5 protein-coding genes are annotated in these 17,615 nt (G+C 39.7%); 2 read left to right on the plus strand and 3 right to left on the minus strand.

Going from position 1 to position 17,615, the window contains the following annotated elements:
- Positions 1–66 precede the first annotated feature (66 nt).
- The 3 genes from GQR60_RS04605 to GQR60_RS04615 form a co-directional block, all read right to left on the minus strand.
- Entirely contained in the window at positions 67–1,785 is a 1,719-nt protein-coding gene (locus GQR60_RS04605; RefSeq protein ID WP_124991802.1) for a LamG domain-containing protein, read from the minus strand.
- 105 nt (positions 1,786–1,890) lie between these two features.
- On the minus strand, positions 1,891–3,426 hold the full coding sequence (locus GQR60_RS04610) for a RagB/SusD family nutrient uptake outer membrane protein (RefSeq protein ID WP_124991803.1): 1,536 nt from the start codon (positions 3,424–3,426) through the stop codon (positions 1,891–1,893).
- 19 nt (positions 3,427–3,445) lie between these two features.
- The gene (locus GQR60_RS04615; protein WP_124991804.1) at positions 3,446–6,457 is read right to left on the minus strand and encodes a SusC/RagA family TonB-linked outer membrane protein; all 3,012 of its coding nucleotides are present in this window, start codon (positions 6,455–6,457) and stop codon (positions 3,446–3,448) included.
- Positions 6,458–7,073: 616 nt separating this feature from the next.
- Here GQR60_RS04615 and GQR60_RS04620 point away from each other — a divergent pair.
- Positions 7,074–16,586: a T9SS type B sorting domain-containing protein gene (locus GQR60_RS04620; protein ID WP_124991805.1), complete on the plus strand. Its 9,513-nt coding sequence runs from the start codon at positions 7,074–7,076 to the stop codon at positions 16,584–16,586.
- Entirely contained in the window at positions 16,586–17,611 is a 1,026-nt protein-coding gene (locus GQR60_RS04625; RefSeq protein WP_124991806.1) for a PorP/SprF family type IX secretion system membrane protein, read from the plus strand. Before GQR60_RS04620 ends, GQR60_RS04625 begins: the two co-directional genes overlap by 1 nt.
- The last annotated feature ends 4 nt before the right edge of the window (positions 17,612–17,615 follow it).

Below are 17,615 nucleotides of genomic sequence, written 5' to 3' on the forward strand. Positions count from 1 at the left end.
AATATTGAATTCCAGAGGCTTCTGGTTGTGAGAAACCTCTGGAATTAAGAATTCTATACAGAGAGATTACTTCTCTGCATCATATATTGTTTGAATTTCTTCCTGAGAAAGAGCTGTATTAAAAAAACGTAATTCATCAAGGAAACTTGAATCGGATAAGTGATTCCAGTAACTGAAAGTTTCACCTCCGGCACCAATCGTCATCGTGGTACATCCGGTCCAATCAATACCTTTAGAAAGATCTGAGGATAACATTTCCACACCATTGAAATAAATTGTGCTTTTAGTTAGAGAAACAGTAACCGCAATTTGAATCCATTCGCCGGCAGTTGCATCAATACCACCGCCATCATTCCAAACTTCTGCTGTTTCGGTACCAACATTTAATTTTATTCTTTGTTCGGTTGCACTTCCTTCCCGAAACAATCTAAAGCCCTGGTTGCGATTTTCGGGAATGTTGTTTCCAACTACAAGAATTCCAGCGCGGTCCGGACCAGGGTTTACTTTATACCAAAATACAGTACTAAACTCTTCTCCAAACAGCCCTTCGATAGGAAAAGTAAGGTAAGAATCAGTGGCTCCTGCAAAAGCATCACTTCCAAGTGCACTTTCGCCTGCAAAGCCTGTTGTACCTACTACTGTGGCTTCATTGTAGCTGACTAAATCGGTATTGTTTCCATCGAAAGGCATATAGAATGTTTCACCATATTTTGGCTGGTACGGATTGGTAACATTAATCATATCTTGAATTTCGCCTGCAGTTAACGCTTTATTGAATAAACGTAACTCATCCATTGCGCTGTTGTCCGAAAGATGATTCCAATAGCTAAATGTTTCGCCTCCGGCACCAATTGTCAATGTTTCACAGCCAGTCCAATCAACAGCAGTAGCTAAAGGGGAAGATCGCATTTCAACACCGTTAAAGAATATTGTACATTGAGTTTGTGAAATAGTCATAGCAATGTGTACCCATTCTCCGGCGGCAACGTCAATAACATCGCCATCATTCCAAACTTCTGCAGTACCAATACCTACATTAAGCTTAATTCTTTGCTCGGTACCATTTCCTTCCCGGAATAATCTGAATCCCTGATTACGATTTTCAGGGGTATCATTTCCAATAACCAAAATACCTGCCCGATCCGGTGATGGATTCACCTTGTACCAGAATGCAGCAGTAAATTCAGGTGTATGCATTGAAGCAATTGGGTAGGTTAGATAAGAATCGGTAGTTCCCGAATAAGAATCAGTTCCGATTATACTTTCCCCGGCAAAACCAGGAGATCCAACCTTAGTTGCCTGTACAATGTTAACCAATTCATAATAATCTCCATCAAATGGCATGTAGAACAATTCTCCATCGAATAATGGTGTGTAAGGAGGTTCTTTTGAGAAATTTACCGACGATGTGGTACTTTTTCCTTCCAGGTCAGTTGCGATCACAGTCATAATGTGATTTCCTGTATTTACGTTGTCATAGGTAAATTCTTCAAGAGCAATTCGATAATCCGTAAATGTAGTAAAACCGGCTATCTCATTTCCATCCATTAGAACTGATATGCTTCCAATTTCAATATCATCGGTTACTTTAATATCAATGTTAATTGATGTTACCAGATCAAGAACTTTTATGACTGTTCCTTCAGTAGGGTAGTTTATTTTGATTACGGGGGCAGTTTCATCCACTCCTGGTTTTACTGCTGTAATCGGATCAATTCCTTCGTCGCATGCCGTAGCAAATACGAGAGCAATCATTACAATTAGTATATTTTTAAATAATTTCATATGATTATTATTTGTTTCTGTTTGCCATATGGAACTCCCAAATTACACTCATTCTCTTGTGTGTAGTTTTTTTACATGGGCGTTTCATTTTAATGATCAAAATTATTAGTTGCTGCCTTTTAAGACTGGAAGTAAATCAACTTGATTTTGAGGATAGGGTAAGTAAATCAAATCAGCATTAAAGGTTCTTCCTTCGTAGCTTAGCTCGTTGTATTTTTCAAGACGAACCATATCAAAAAAGCGTGTTCCCCATTCCATGGCTAATTCAGCAAATTTTTCATCCATAACCTGTTCGTTTGTAACTCCTGAAATTGCTGTTAAGCCAGCTCTTTCCCGAACTAAATTAACCGCAGCATCTGCAGATATTGATGAGCTTGATGCGCCTTGCGTTATGGCTTCGGCGTGCATTAACAGGATTTCAGCATAACGAATACAGGTGAAGTTTTTGTTCGTACCGTATGTAGTACGTCCAGGTGTAAGCTGGTCTGATGGTAAATAGTGCTTGCCACTGGCAAAAAGTGCACGGGCATAATCATTAATTACATCTCCCGATCGGGTTGTGTTTGAAACCCATGCAGGAAGTGTTGCATAATTCGGATCTTTTTGAATTTCAGAAATACCCCTGTCTGTAAATAATACACTGGTTTCCAGACGAACAGTTTCACCTCTGTCAAGCATGAATTTGATGTATTTTAAGCTAGGTTCCCAAAATCCCCAGCCACTGCCGGCTCCTTCAACTTTTGGAGTCCAGCTTTGCGGTCCAAAGAATTCGAACAGGTAACTTTTGCTGTCTCCTGAAGCTTGTCCAAAGTCAGAATATTGCATTTCCAGTAAATTCTCATTGTTTAGCTTCCCGGGAATTTTAAACAGCTCGTAAAAATCAGCTTCCAAGCTAAATTTATTTGAACTGATAATTTGCGAAGTAGCATCAGCAACAGCCTGATAGTTTTTCAATTCCAAATTTGCAAGAGCTTTTATCGCAAGCGCGGTGTATTTGGTTACGCCGCCACGAATATCAGTTCTTTGATTCGGATTCATATCCGGTAAGAAAGGAATTGCCTCGTCCATTTGATTAGAAATGTGCTGCATCACATCATTTTTTGATGTGATATCTGCAGCCAATAATTCTGTAGGATCTGAACTCGTAGGAACAAGAATATTTCCCCATGTTCGGGATATATTAAAGAGAATCCAGCTGCGAATTGTTTTTGCTTCTGCAATATACTGGTCTCCTAAGCTTTGATTTCCTGTTTTGTCAGCATACAATTGAATTTGCTCCATTGTACTGTGAGAGGTGATTACATCGCGGTATTCACCTTCCCAGGCGGAATTGTACATCCAAAAATCTTTGTTGTAATTGTATAGGTCAGTCTCGGCAAAATCTTGCTGATCACCTAAACCTCCTGCATTTACATCATCTCCCCGAACGGATATCAATGGATTTGCTTCCCAGCCTTTATTGTTGAATTCAGCATAAAGACCAATTAAGGGTGAAATCATATTTTCAGCAATAGAATAGTCAGTGCTGTCTGTAATGGCAATATTCTCGGCTGGTTCGTCTAATTTGTCATCGCAGGCCGTCGCAAATAGAATTGCAGCTGCTGCAAGGGTGATCTGTATAGAATATTTAAATAGTTTCATGATGAAATGTTTTTTCGAATTAAAAATTAACATTTAAGCCAAGTGTATATACTGCAGGAATAGGATAGGTTTGTGTATCAATTCCATTTTCTACTTCAGGATTAAATCCATTGTAGCTAAATACGGTTAAAGGACGATCTGCAGTGAATGAAATTCTAGCATCAGGAACTTTTACACCAAACACTACCTTTTGTTTTAGATTGTAAGCAACTTGAATGTTTTGGATTCTGAAGTAGGATCCATCTTCGACAAAATAATCACTCATCTTTTGGTTCCAGCCTTTTCTTAATCCTGCAGATGAAGGATATTTATTTGATGTTCCCTCACCATGCCAACGATTTTTTGCAAGATCAGCATCCAGGTTTCCATCATTTGTCCAGATTAACTCACCGCGTTTACGATTGAGAATTTTGTTTCCTGTCTGTCCTAAAATGTTCATTGTGAATTCCCAGTTTTTGTAAGTTATACCAAGATTTGCACCGTACATGAAATTTGGAAAATAAGAGCCTAAAACAACTCTGTCGTCATCATCAATTTTTCCATCCTTGTTTTGATCTTTGTATTTTAAATCCCCGGGAGCCAACCCATTTTCCACGGCAACAGGATCAGCGGCGACTTCAGCCTCATTTTGATAAACACCAACTACCTCACGTCCGAAAAATGCCAATAATGGTTCTCCAACAATTGAACGCTGACGAAATTCTGCTTGTCCTCCGTCTATATAGGGCTGACCAAACAAATCCCTTACTTCGTTTTTAAGAGTAGAAACGTTTGCTCCAATTGAGTATTTTAAATCTTTCGTAATATTATCACTCCAATTCAAAGCCAGCTCGAATCCCGAGTTTCTGATTTCACCAACATTTTTTCTTACAGTACCTCCTATAAGAGGATTGGTAACATCTATAACTGCATTTTTTGTGTCGCGGATATAATAATCAGCATCTACAGATAGTCTGTTAGCAAGAAGAGTTGTCGTAACACCAAAGTTTGTTTCTTCGGTAACCTCCCATTTAAGAGAAGAGTAGGTACTCGAGGTTGTTGTACCGGAAACTAAAACACCATCAATTGCAGTCGTTACTACATTGGTTGAGTTAGCACCATCGCTGGCCGCGATTTTATTATTTCCCAGTTTACCCCAACTTGCACGAAATTTTAAAAAATCAATAAATTCTACATCCTTCATGAAGTTTTCTTCTGAAATAACCCAACCAGCACCAACAGTTGGGAAATAACCCCATTTTTCCTGATACTTTGAGCTGCCATCCGCTCTCATGGTTCCGTAGAGTAAATATTTGTTGTTGAAATTATAAGACATTCTTCCAAAATAGGACATACCATACTGTTTTCTTCCGTCATCATTAACACTATCAGATGGTTTACTCTTTGATTTACTAATGTACCAGTTTTCTTCAAGTCCGGATGGGAAATTTAAACCGGTTGCACTAAGATAATTCCAGGTTTCATCTCTGTAAGATGATCCAGCCATAAGTGTAAAGTTGTGTCCTCCAAAGCTGTCGGTATATGTTAAAATATTATCCCAGGTTTGGTTTGTTGTAGTTTGAGAGTTTTTTTGAACTGAGTCATCAGTACGCTTAAAATTAGTGCTGACAAAATAAGCAAGATCAACAAATCGTCCTTCCTGTGAAGTGAAATCCTGACTGTAAGTTGTTTTGAAATTTAATTTTTTTGGTATAAGGTCCAGTTTAGCATAGAAATTTGCAAGTACTTTTTTTGTTCTAATGCGATTTTCACTTAAATCCATCGTTGGAAATGGGTTTTTACCTCCCCGATACCCTAAGTCTTCAGCACTCGCATATCTTGTTGGGCTTGCAGCAGTATTTAGTTCATCGTAAGCAGGCATAATTGGTACCGCAAAATAAGCCACATTCCAAGCTGCCGATTCGGGTTCATATTTGGTCGAATTACTCAATATAATATTGCCACCAATTGTGAACCATTCATTTGCCTGGAAGTCAATTTTTGAACGAAGGTTAAAACGTTCATACTCATTCTTCATATTCAAAACACCTTCCTGGGTAAAGAAACTTGTTCCAATTGAGTAAGTCGTATTCTCGTTACCTCCGGATACACTTAAACTATGGTTTTGAATAGCTGCAGTGCGCATAATTTCGTCATACCAATCTGTATTTACGTTTGGTACATTTGGATTTATACGACTTCTGCCGTATCGCTGCATCGCATTTAATATGAATTGTTCATCTGCCGCCGATCCTGATTCTAAGGCCATATTTGTGTATTGTTCAGCATTAGCCATTTTCAATACATTCTGAGCCACTTGATATCCGTAATAGCCATTGTAATTAATTTGGGCTTTTTGATTTCGTTTACCGGATTTGGTTTCAATTAATACAACTCCATTTGCAGCCCGCACTCCATAAATAGCTGCCGCTGACGCATCTTTAAGTACTGAGGTTGATTCAATATCAGCCGTATTTAAAAAATCGATGTTGTCGTAAAATACTCCATCAACAACATACAAAGGTCCTTCGTTGCCATGTCCGGGATAAGAACCAATACCACGAAGGCGTATGGTTGGTGATTCACCCGGAGCCCCGGAACTAATAACCTGAAGTCCGGCAACTTTCCCCTGTAACGATTGCATAACGTTACCAGAAGGAGTTTTAACCAAGTCTTCAGATTTTACAGTGGTTATTGATGACGTTAGATCTTTTACGCTCATCTTTCCGTATCCAATAACAACAACTTCATCCAGACCTGTGGTAGATTCAAGTAAAGACACATTAATCAAGGTTTGATTATTTACAGGAATTTCCTGAGTTTTCATACCTATAAAACTGTAAACGAGTGTAGCATTGCTTAAAGCTTCAATGCTGTAGCTCCCATCAATATCTGTTACGGTTCCAGAAGTGGTTCCTTTAACAAATACGGTAACACCAATTAATGGCATTTCAGATTGGTCTGTAACTATACCTGTAATATTAGTACTGCTTTGTGCAAATACAGATATAGAAAACAACAAAAGAATTAGGTTAGATAATAGTAATCTCATGCTCTTTTATTTTTGATTATTAATAACCTCATAAAGGTCGGCCTATATAGGTGTTTGTTCCAAATTGATTGTGTTTATTAAACCTCAACAGAAATGAAAATCAACACAACATTGCCACTACGTATGATTGTTAAGTGTCTTTTAATTAGATGTTTTATCTGTGTTAAAAAATGTGAAATATTTTGAGATGATAATGCATTTAAACGATATTTTTATATTTAGGTAGTGAGTATGTTGGGGTGATAATTTAAATTTTAGCTTTGTTAAATATATCATAATTGAATTATGAAGGGTTGAAAAGTATTATTTTACGAAATCGTTTTCGGTTTTGTGGCTGTATTTTAAGGTATTGAAAAAATATGATTGTTCAGATTTATTAATTAATAAATCCAACCGCATTTTTATTTAGTCTGCATTTTAATAAAAATTAAACAAATGAGCAATTTGTTCATATCCTGTTGGTTAGGTGTTTTTTTGAAGAGCAAAGTGAATCAAGTGACAAAAAGCCAAACTTTAATCGTTAAATTTGCGTAATTAAAGTAAAAAAAATAGCCTTTCATCAAAAGGCAGACGCTTGGAGATTTGGAGTAGATGGTTTTTTAACGAAAGAGTGAATATGAAAAGATTTCTACAGCTTATTGGTGTTACGATAATTATAGGATTTAGTTATTATTCTGGAACAGCACAAATTGTACGACCAGTTAATGATACAACTATTTGTGTTGGTGAATCTGTTATTTTAGAAGCACAAACAGGTTCGTATATGTACAATTGGAGTACAGGACAACTTTCATCTGCAATTAGTGTCTCTCCGGCAGTAACAACCACATACAATCTTCGTGTCTTTGTTCCGGATACAGGAACTGAGTTAATTTCCAATGGTGAATTTGATCTTGGAAATACTGGCTTTTATAGTGAATATATTTATTGTCCGGATCCTGTTTTGTCTTCAGCTAGTCATTCCGATAATGAATCTTTGTGGATGGAGGGAAGATATGCTGTTGACAGCAATCCTCAGGCATATCACGCTAATTTTTCTCCTTGCAGCGGACATACAGGAAATAGTCCGGATAAAATGCTGATTGTTAATGGTGCTCCTGATGAAGATGTAGTTGTGTGGAGCCAGACCATTACGGTAAATCCGAATCAATATTATGCATTTTCTACTTGGGCTGCAAATGTTCATCCAACCAATCCGGCTCGATTGGAATTTAAGATTGATGGAGTTTTAATGGGGGATTATATTGAACCTAGTGCTGGATTGACTTGTAACTGGGAAGAGTTTTACTCTTTGTGGTATTCGGGTACAAAAACATCTATTGAAATATCAATTGTAAATAAAAATTTAATCCGAAGTGGTAACGATTATGCCTTAGATGGTATTTCTTTTAATCCTTTGGTTGAAGTGCCGGACGGCAGAACAGTTACAGTAATTGAACCTGCGATGATTGATGCGGGGTCAGATATTACTATATGTGGTAATGAAACTGCAGGTTTGAGTGCAACAGTTTCCAACCAAACAGGTTTCTTGTGGTCAACTTCGGGTGATGGTACTTTTTCAAATCCTTCAAATATTAATTCTAGTTACACTCCGGGAAGTAATGATGCAGCCACTGGCAGTGTAATACTTACAGCGACAGCTAATTCGAATTCTCCTTGCGGAGCTGTCTCTGATTTTTTAACTCTTAATCTGAATCCTGTTCCAGTTATTGGTTTTGGTGATAATCAGGCATCTTGTGGTGGTGGAAATGTTATTTTAGATGCGGGGAATGCAGGTTCAATTTATTCTTGGAATACAGGGGAAACTTCCCAAACCATTGAAGTGTCAACAGCCGGAACCTATTCTGTTGAAGTGACAAATTCTTTTAATTGTGTTGATACTGATACTGTTTATGTTGGTTTCTATGCAAATCTAACAATTGACTTGGGACCTGACCGTACAGTATGCTCAGGAAATCCAGTGGTTTTAAATGCGGGAATTTCAGGAGCAACTTATCTATGGAGTACAGGTGAAACAACACAAGAGATTATAGTGTATGGTGATGGTAATTATTCTGTTACTGTCACAAATTCATATGGTTGTAATGCAACAGATGATATTAATGTGACTTTGGTTCCACCTCCGGTGGTTGATTTAGGACCTGATCAGGTTTTGAACGCAGGTGACGTAATTCGATTGGATGCAGGAAGTCACTTCTTCTATATTTGGGATGATGGATCAAGAAACAGATATCTTGATGTTGATAAGCCAGGTTTGTACGCTGTTCGTGTTTTTGATATGAATGGTTGTTCTGCTATGGATATGGTCAATATTACAAGTGCTGCGGGTACTGTGCCTGATGTAACTTTAAATGATACCATTATTTGTAGAGATGAGTCTGTTGAGCTTTACGCTGGAAATGACTTCTTATTTAATTGGGATGTAGATGGTCTTTCTTCCAGAGTCGTAGTTTCACCAGATTCAACAACAACATACAATTTACGTGTGTTCTATATTGATGAGACTTTGGAATTGGTTAATAATGGCGATTTTACTTTAGGGAATATAGGTTTTCAAAGTGACTACTACTATTGTTCAAGTACTTCAAGTTGGTCGTGTAGAAGCCGTTCAAGTAAATATACGGTTAGTAGTAATACTCGGGCATTTGGATCAGATAAAAGCAGTTGTACAGGTGTTACTGGAAATTCTCCCGATAATGTAATGGTTGTTGAAGGTGGATCTGTAAATAATACAGTTTGGGAACAAGATATAAATGTTGATCCGGATAGTTATTATGTCTTTGCTTTAAATATTACAAATCTTAAGAATGATAGTTTTGATGATTTTGAGCTGGTTGTTAATGGTGTTGTAATCGAAAGCTTTAGTACCAATTCTCCTTGTAATTGGGATAAATATCAAAGACTGGTTTATTCCGATAGCTCAAGTTCTTTAAATGTTCAAATCAATAATACAAGCACAACGGGTGTTGATAATGCTTTTGCTTTGGATGGTATTAGTATGTATAAATTATCTGAGATTCCATTAGATGTAACGGTTGAAGTTATTCAGCATGTAGTTGCTGATGCAGGTTCAGATCTTGCCATTTGTGAATCAGGGACAGCAAGTTTGAGCGGTGTTGTAAGCAATGAATCTTCATTTATCTGGAGAAGTCTAGGGGATGGTTTTTTTGACAATACTGGAATTTTGAATCCTACTTATACACCTGGTAGTGCTGATATCTTAAATGGATTTATTGATATAGAGCTAAGTGCGCAACCAATTGTTCCTTGTGTAAATCCTGCATTGGATACTGTGAGGGTCGATATTAATAGTAACCTGAATTTGAATTTAGGCTCTGATCAGGATATCTGTCAGGGAAATACAATTAGTTTGGATGCCGGTTATGTTGGTGCGAGTTATTTATGGAATACAGGCGAAACCACTCAGACTATTACGGTTTCAACTTCTGGGAATTATTCTGTTGTTGTAGCTGATGCCAACGGCTGTTCAGGCACTGATGATATAAATATTACCGTTCATCCAAATCCAATTGTTGATTTGGGGGCAGACCAAGAGGAGTGTAATGGAAATAACATCATGTTTGACGCAGGTCATCCAGGATCTACATATTTGTGGAGCACAGGCGAAACCTTGCAAGGAATTTTGGTGACCACTTCCGGGAATTATTCTGTTGTGATGACTGACGCCAACGGCTGTTCAGCAACAGATGATGCCAATGCAACAATACACCCGAATCCAACCGTCAATTTGGGAGCAGATCAGGAAACCTGTGCCGGAGGTACAATTACTTTTGATGCAGGCAATGCAGGTTCAACTTATTTATGGAGTACAGGCGAAACCACACAGACAATCACAGTTTCTACTTCAGGAAATTACAGCGTAACAGTAACTGACGCTAACGGCTGTTCCGCTACGGATGATGCCAACGCAACGATTCATGCCAACCCAACGATAAACCTTGGGGCAGATCAGGAAACCTGTGCCGGTGGAACAATTACTTTTGATGCAGGTAATGCAGGATCAACCTATTTATGGAATACAGGAGAAACCACACAGACGATTACAGTTTCTACTTCAGGCAATTACAGCGTAACAGTAACTGACGCCAACGGCTGTTCAGCTTTGGATGATGCCAACGCAACGATTCATGCCAATCCAACCGTCAATTTGGGAGCAGATCAGGAAACCTGTGCCGGAAGCACCATCACATTTGATGCCGGAAATGTTGGTGCCACTTATTTATGGAATACAGGAGAAACCACACAGACGATTTCAGTTTCCACTTCAGGTAATTACAGTGCAACAGTAACTGATGCCAAGGGCTGTTCCGCTTCGGATGATGCCAACGCAACGATTCATGCCAATCCAACCGTCAATTTGGGAGCAGATCAGCAGACTTGCTCAGGAAATACGATCACATTTGATGCAGGCAACGCAGGATCAACTTATTTATGGAGTACCGGCGAAACCACTCAGACGATTATAGTTTCAGCGAGTGGCAATTATTCAGTAGTTGTGACTGACGCCAACGGCTGTTCCGCTTCGGATGATGCCAATGCAACAATACACCCGAATCCAACCGTCAATTTGGGAGCGAATCAGGAAACCTGTGCCGGAGGCACCATCACATTTGATGCAGGCAACGCAGGATCAACTTATTTATGGAATACAGGCGAAACAACTCAGGGAATAACCGTTTCGACAAGTGGAAACTACAGCGTAACAGTAACTGATGTCAACGGCTGTTCGGCTACAGATGATGCCAACGCAACCATACACCTGAATCCAACCGCCAATTTGGGAGTCGATCAGCAAACTTGCTCAGGAAATACGATCACATTTGATGCCGGCAACGCAGGATCAACTTATTTATGGAGTACCGGTGAAAGTGCACAGACAATCACTGTTTCCACTTCAGGCAATTATTCAGTAACAGTAACTGACGCTAACGGCTGTTCAGCTACAGATGATGCCAACGCAAGCATCCATGCAAATCCAGTTGTTGATCTAGGAATTGATCAGGAAACCTGTGCCGGAGGCACCATCACATTTGATGCCGGAAATGCAGGATCAACCTATTTATGGAGTACCGGAGAAACCACTCAAAGCATTACAGTTTCCACTTCAGGAAATTACAGCGTAACAGTAACTGACGCCAACGGCTGTTCCGCTTCGGATGATGCCAACGTAACGATTCATGCCAATCCAATCGTCAATTTGGGAGATGATCAGGAAACCTGTGCCGGAGGCACCATCACTTTTGATGCCGGCAATGTAGGATCAACCTATTTATGGAATACAGGAGAAACCACACAGACCATCACAGTTTCCACTTCAGGAAACTTCAGTGTAACTGAAACAGATGCCAACGGCTGTTCGGCAACAGATGATGCTAATGCAACAATACACCCGAATCCAGTTGTTGATTTAGGAATTGATCAGGAAACTTGTGCCGGTGGAACAATTACTTTTGATGCAGGTAATGCAGGATCAACCTATTTATGGAGTACAGGCGAAACCACTCAGATGATCACAGTTTCCACTTCAGGAAATTACAGCGTAACAGTAACTGATGCCAACGGCTGTTCAGCTGCGGATGATGCCAATGCAACAATACACCCGAATCCAACAGTCAATTTGGGAGCGGATCAGCAGACTTGTGCCGGTGGAATAATTACTTTTGATGCAGGTAATGCAGGATCTACATATTTGTGGAGCACAGGCGAAACCTTGCAAGGAATTTTGGTGACCACTTCCGGGAATTATTCTGTTGTGATGACTGACGCCAACGGCTGTTCAGCTACGGATGATGCCAACGCAACCATACATCCGAATCCAATCGTCAATTTGGGAGCGGATCAGGAAACCTGTGCCGGAAGCACTATCACATTTGATGCCGGAAATATTGGTGCCACTTATTTATGGAGTACCGGCGAAACCACTCAGACGATTACAGTTTCTACTTCAGGAAACTACAGTGTAACTGTAACTGACGCCAACGGCTGTTCCGCTTCGGATGATGCCAATGCAACCATCCATACAAATCCAGTTGTTGATTTAGGAATTGATCAGGAAACCTGTTCCGGAGGTACAATTACTTTTGATGCCGGAAATATTGGTGCCACTTATTTATGGAATACAGGAGAAATCACACAGACGATTTCAGTTTCCACTTCAGGAAACTACAGTGTAACTGTAACTGACGCCAACGGCTGTTCCGCTTCGGATGATGCCAATGCAACCATCCATACAAATCCAGTTGTTGATTTAGGAATTGATCAGGAAACCTGTTCCGGAGGTACAATTACTTTTGATGCCGGAAATATTGGTGCCACTTATTTATGGAATACAGGAGAAATCACACAGACGATTTCAGTTTCCACTTCAGGAAACTTTAGTGTAACTGTAACAGATGCCAACGGCTGTTCAGCAACAGATGATGTGAATGCTACGATTCATGCAAACCCAACGGTAAACCTTGGGGCAGATCAGGAAACCTGTGCCGGAGGTACAATTACTTTTGATGCCGGAAATCTGGGCTCGACTTATTTATGGACTACCGGCGAAACCACTCAGACGATTACAGTTTCAGCGAGTGGCAATTATTCAGTAACTGTAACTGATGCCAACGGCTGTTCAGTAAGTGATGATGCCAACGCAAGCATCCATGCAAATCCAGTTGTTGATTTAGGAATTGATCAGGAAACCTGTGCCGGAAGCACCATTACATTTGATGCAGGCAATGCAGGATCAACTTATTTATGGTCTACCAGTGAAACCACACAGACGATTACAGTTTCCACTTCAGGAAATTACAGCGTAACAGTAACTGATGCCAACGGCTGTTCCGCTTTGGATGATGCCAATGCAACAATAAATCCGAAGCCAACAGTTAATTTGGGAGCAGATCAGGAAACTTGCTCAGGAAATGCGATCACATTTGACCCAAGCAACGCAGGTTCAACCTATTTATGGTCTACCGGAGAAACAACTCAGGCAATCACTGTTTCGACAAGTGGCAATTATTCAGTAACTGTAACTGACGCCAACGGCTGTTCGGCAACAGATGATGCTAATGCAACTATCCATGCAAACCCAACCGTCAATCTGGGAGCAGATCAGGAAACCTGTGCAGGAAACAGCATCACATTTGATGCCGGCAATGCAGGATCAACTTATTTATGGAGTACGGGAGAAACCACACAGACGATTTCAGTTTCCACTTCAGGTAATTACAGTGTAACAGTAACTGACGCCAACGGCTGTTCGGCTTCGGATGATGCCAATGCAACAATACACCCGAATCCAACCGTCAATTTGGGAGCAGATCAGCAAACCTGTTCAGGTGGAACAATTACTTTTGATGCCGGAAATGTTGGTGTCACTTATTTATGGAGTACAGGTGAAACCACACAGACAATTACAGTTTCAGCGAGTGGCAATTATTCAGTAGTTGTGACTGACGCCAATGGCTGTTCGGCTTCGGATGATGCCAATGCAACAATACACCCGAATCCAACCGTCAATTTGGGAGCGGATCAGGAAATCTGTGCCGGAGGTACAATTACTTTTGATGCAGGCAATGCAGGTTCAACTTATTTATGGAGTACCGGCGAAACAACTCAAACCATCAGTGTTTCTACTTCAGGAAATTACAGCGTTACAGTAACTGATGCCAACGGCTGTTCAGCAACAGATGATGTGAATGCTACGATTCATGCAAACCCAACGGTAAACCTTGGGGCAGATCAGGAAACTTGTTTTGGCAACAGTATCACATTTGATGCCGGCAATGCAGGATCAACTTATTTATGGAGTTCGGGAGAAACCATTCAAAGTATTACAGTTTCCACTTCAGGAAATTACAGCGTAACAGTAACTAATGCCAACGGCTGTTCCGTTGCGGATGATGCCAATGCAAGTATCCATGCCAACCCAACTGTTAATTTGGGAGCAGATCAGCAAACTTGCTCAGGAAATACGATCACATTTGATGCCGGCAACGCAGGATCAACTTATTTATGGAATACAGGAGAAACCACACAGACAATCACTGTTTCCACTTCAGGCAATTATTCAGTAACAGTAACTGACGCTAACGGCTGTTCGGCTTCGGATGATGCCAATGCAACAATACACCCGAATCCAACCGTCAATTTGGGAGTCGATCAGCAGACCTGTTCCGGAGGTACAATTACTTTTGATGCAGGCAATGCAGGTTCAACTTATTTATGGAGTACAGGTGAAAGTGCACAGACAATCACTGTTTCCACTTCAGGCAATTATTCGGTAACAGTAACTGACGCTAACGGCTGTTCCGCTACGGATGATGCCAATGCAACCATCCATACAAATCCAACATTAGATTTGGGAGCGGATCAAACACATTGCGATGGAGATTTTGTAGTTCTTGATGCGGGAACTCAAATTGGCAGTTATTTATGGTCTACCGGTGAAACTACTCAAACAATTACAGTATCTGATGCAAATAATTACTTTGTTGATTTTACAGATGCGAACGGATGTGTTGCAACAGATAGTGTTACAGTAAATTTTTACCCGGCTTTTGATTTTAATTTATCTTACTCAACAAATTTGGTTTGTTATGGAGATTCAACATATATAGAAGGTCCTGTTCAAACAGGATATTCGTATCAATGGAATAAGGATGGTTCTCAGCTAGTGGGCGAAGCAAATTATTCAATTAAGGCAGGGGATACCGGATGGTACACTCTAAATATTATAAATGAGAATGGATGTTTAGGTTCCGATAGTGTACATGTAGAAATAATTCATCTGCCAATTAATTCTCTTCCAAATCAGATTGATATGTGTTTTGGAGAATCTGTGATGTTGGATATAGGTGATGGCGAAAGCTTTTTATGGAATGATGGAATTACAACTCAGACAAGATTGGCCTACAGTAGTGGTGTTTATTCTGTTGAGGTTCGGGATTTGAATGGGTGTATTGGTTACGATTCTGTAAATGTAGTTGTTCATGATCTTCCTATAGTTGATCTGGGGCCTGACTTGTTTATTTGTGCAGGTGAAGAATTGATTATTGAAGCACCTGATGGATATCATTCAGAATGGATTCCCGGCGGACAAACAAAAGAAATTTATGTATACGAAGAGGGTGAATTTACATTGAAAGCTACTGATGATTTTGGTTGTGTGGGGAATGATGAAATTAGAATATTTGTTCACGATAATCCGAATGTTTACTTGGGGCGTGATACTACAATTGCTGAAGGAACTACTCTTTTACTAGATGCAGGCAGTGGGTATGTTCAGTATGAGTGGAACAATCAGGAAAGCTCACAATTTTTAAAAGTGGACCGAGACGGAGAGTACGCTGTGAATGTTGTAGATATGAACGGTTGCAGAGGTAATGGGAAAGTGAAAGTAGCTGTAAATCCTGTTCCAAATATAAATTTGGGGGGGAATGCCGGTATTTGTCAGGGAACCTCTCTTATGCTTGATCCAGGGCACTGGGAAAGGTATCAATGGAGTACCGGTGAAACAACAAGAACAATTAATGTGAACCAATCGGGCAATTATATCGTAAGTGTTTGGGATGTATACGGTATAATGGGTACAGATACCTTGCATGTGGAGGTTTATCCTAGTCCTGAGTTAAGTTTGGCTGCAGATACCTTAAGCTTTTACAAAGGTCAGACTGTTACGATAGATGCTGGTTCTGGTTATTCTTCTTACTATTGGAGCACAGGATCAGATTGGAGAAGTATTGAGGTTGAAGAACCCGGCGACTATTCTGTTCAGGTAATGAATGATTTTGGTTGTGTTGCACAATCAGCAGCAGCAGTGAAATTATTACAACCTAAAATGGTTGTTCCAAATGTTTTTACACCAAACGGGAAAGGCCCAAATGAGATATTTTATCCTGTTTTTAAAGGTGTGGTTACCGATTTTGAATTGTATATTTATTCACGATGGGGTGAGCAGGTTTTCGAGTTGCGAAAAGATGTCGTCAGTAATAATGAGTTGAAATACGATGGCTGGAACGGAACCTATAAAGGAGAAGAAGCCGAAATTGGCGTATATGTTTGGATGATTTTTTATGGTGGAAAAGAACGGGCTCACGGCACCGTAACCTTATTTAGATAATGAGAAACAAACTGAAAATAGTAAGTGTTATTATACTACTATTGAATTCTTTAAATCTGTTTTCACAAGATGTAGAGTTCTCTCAGTTCTATGCGAATAAAATTTATTTGAATCCGGCATTTGCGGGTTCCGATTTCGATCCCAGAATTTCATTTGGATACAGAAATCAGTGGCCTGAGTTAAACTCAGCGTACATAAGCTACAGCGTAGCTTACGACCAATATGTAAATGCGCTTGGCGGTGGTTTTGGGCTTCAGATTATGCAGGATGAACAAGGCGATGGAACAATTAGTACCACAACGGCAAGTGGGATGTACTCCTACACACTTCGGGTGTCCCGTGATTTGTTGATAAAAACAGGCTTTCAGGTTTCATTTATTCAAAGAAAGTTGGATGATACTAATTTTACTTATCCGGATCAGACTGATGAATTTTATATCAATGGCTTGATAAATCCTTTTACAGGAGAAGGGGCTATTGATCACTTAAGCAGGAATTATTTCGATTTCTCAACCGGGATGATCGCTTCCTATAAAAATTGGTTTATTGGGTTTGCTGCTCATCATATAACTGAACCAGACGAAACTTTTAAAAATGAAAGCGACTATTCTAAGTTGCCAAGAAAATACACTTTGCATTGTGGCGTTAACGTGCCGGTTTTCCGAAATGGTTTGCATCGAGCTGATTTTAGTTTAGCGCCTAATTTTTTGCTTCAACAACAAGGGACTAACAGACAGCTAAATTACGGCTTATATCTCTCAAAAGGTTCTGTTATTTACGGAATGTGGTACAGAGATAATTTGGAGTTGGAATACGATGCAATAATCCTGCAATTAGGAATTATTCGTGATTGGTGGCAGATTTCTTATAGTTACGATAAAACGGTTTCTAAATTAATACACACAAACACAGGAGCTCACGAAATTTCTTTTTTAATGAGGTTTAAAAACAGATCGTCAGGTTTTATGGAAAAAAACCTTAGGCGCCGAAGACAAATTGGTCGAATTAAGTGTCCGAAATTCTAGACTT

The organism is Labilibaculum euxinicum, from assembly GCF_009795715.1.
Classification (GTDB): domain Bacteria; phylum Bacteroidota; class Bacteroidia; order Bacteroidales; family Marinifilaceae; genus Labilibaculum; species Labilibaculum euxinus.

Excerpts from the sequence above, each read along its gene's own strand:
- GQR60_RS04605 (WP_124991802.1), bottom strand. The coding sequence starts at position 1,785 with ATGAAATTATTTAAAAATATACTAATTGTAATGATTGCTCTCGTATTT.
- GQR60_RS04610 (WP_124991803.1), bottom strand. The coding sequence starts at position 3,426 with ATGAAACTATTTAAATATTCTATACAGATCACCCTTGCAGCAGCTGCA.
- GQR60_RS04615 (WP_124991804.1), bottom strand. The coding sequence starts at position 6,457 with ATGAGATTACTATTATCTAACCTAATTCTTTTGTTGTTTTCTATATCT.
- GQR60_RS04620 (WP_124991805.1), top strand. The coding sequence starts at position 7,074 with ATGAAAAGATTTCTACAGCTTATTGGTGTTACGATAATTATAGGATTT.
- GQR60_RS04625 (WP_124991806.1), top strand. The coding sequence starts at position 16,586 with ATGAGAAACAAACTGAAAATAGTAAGTGTTATTATACTACTATTGAAT.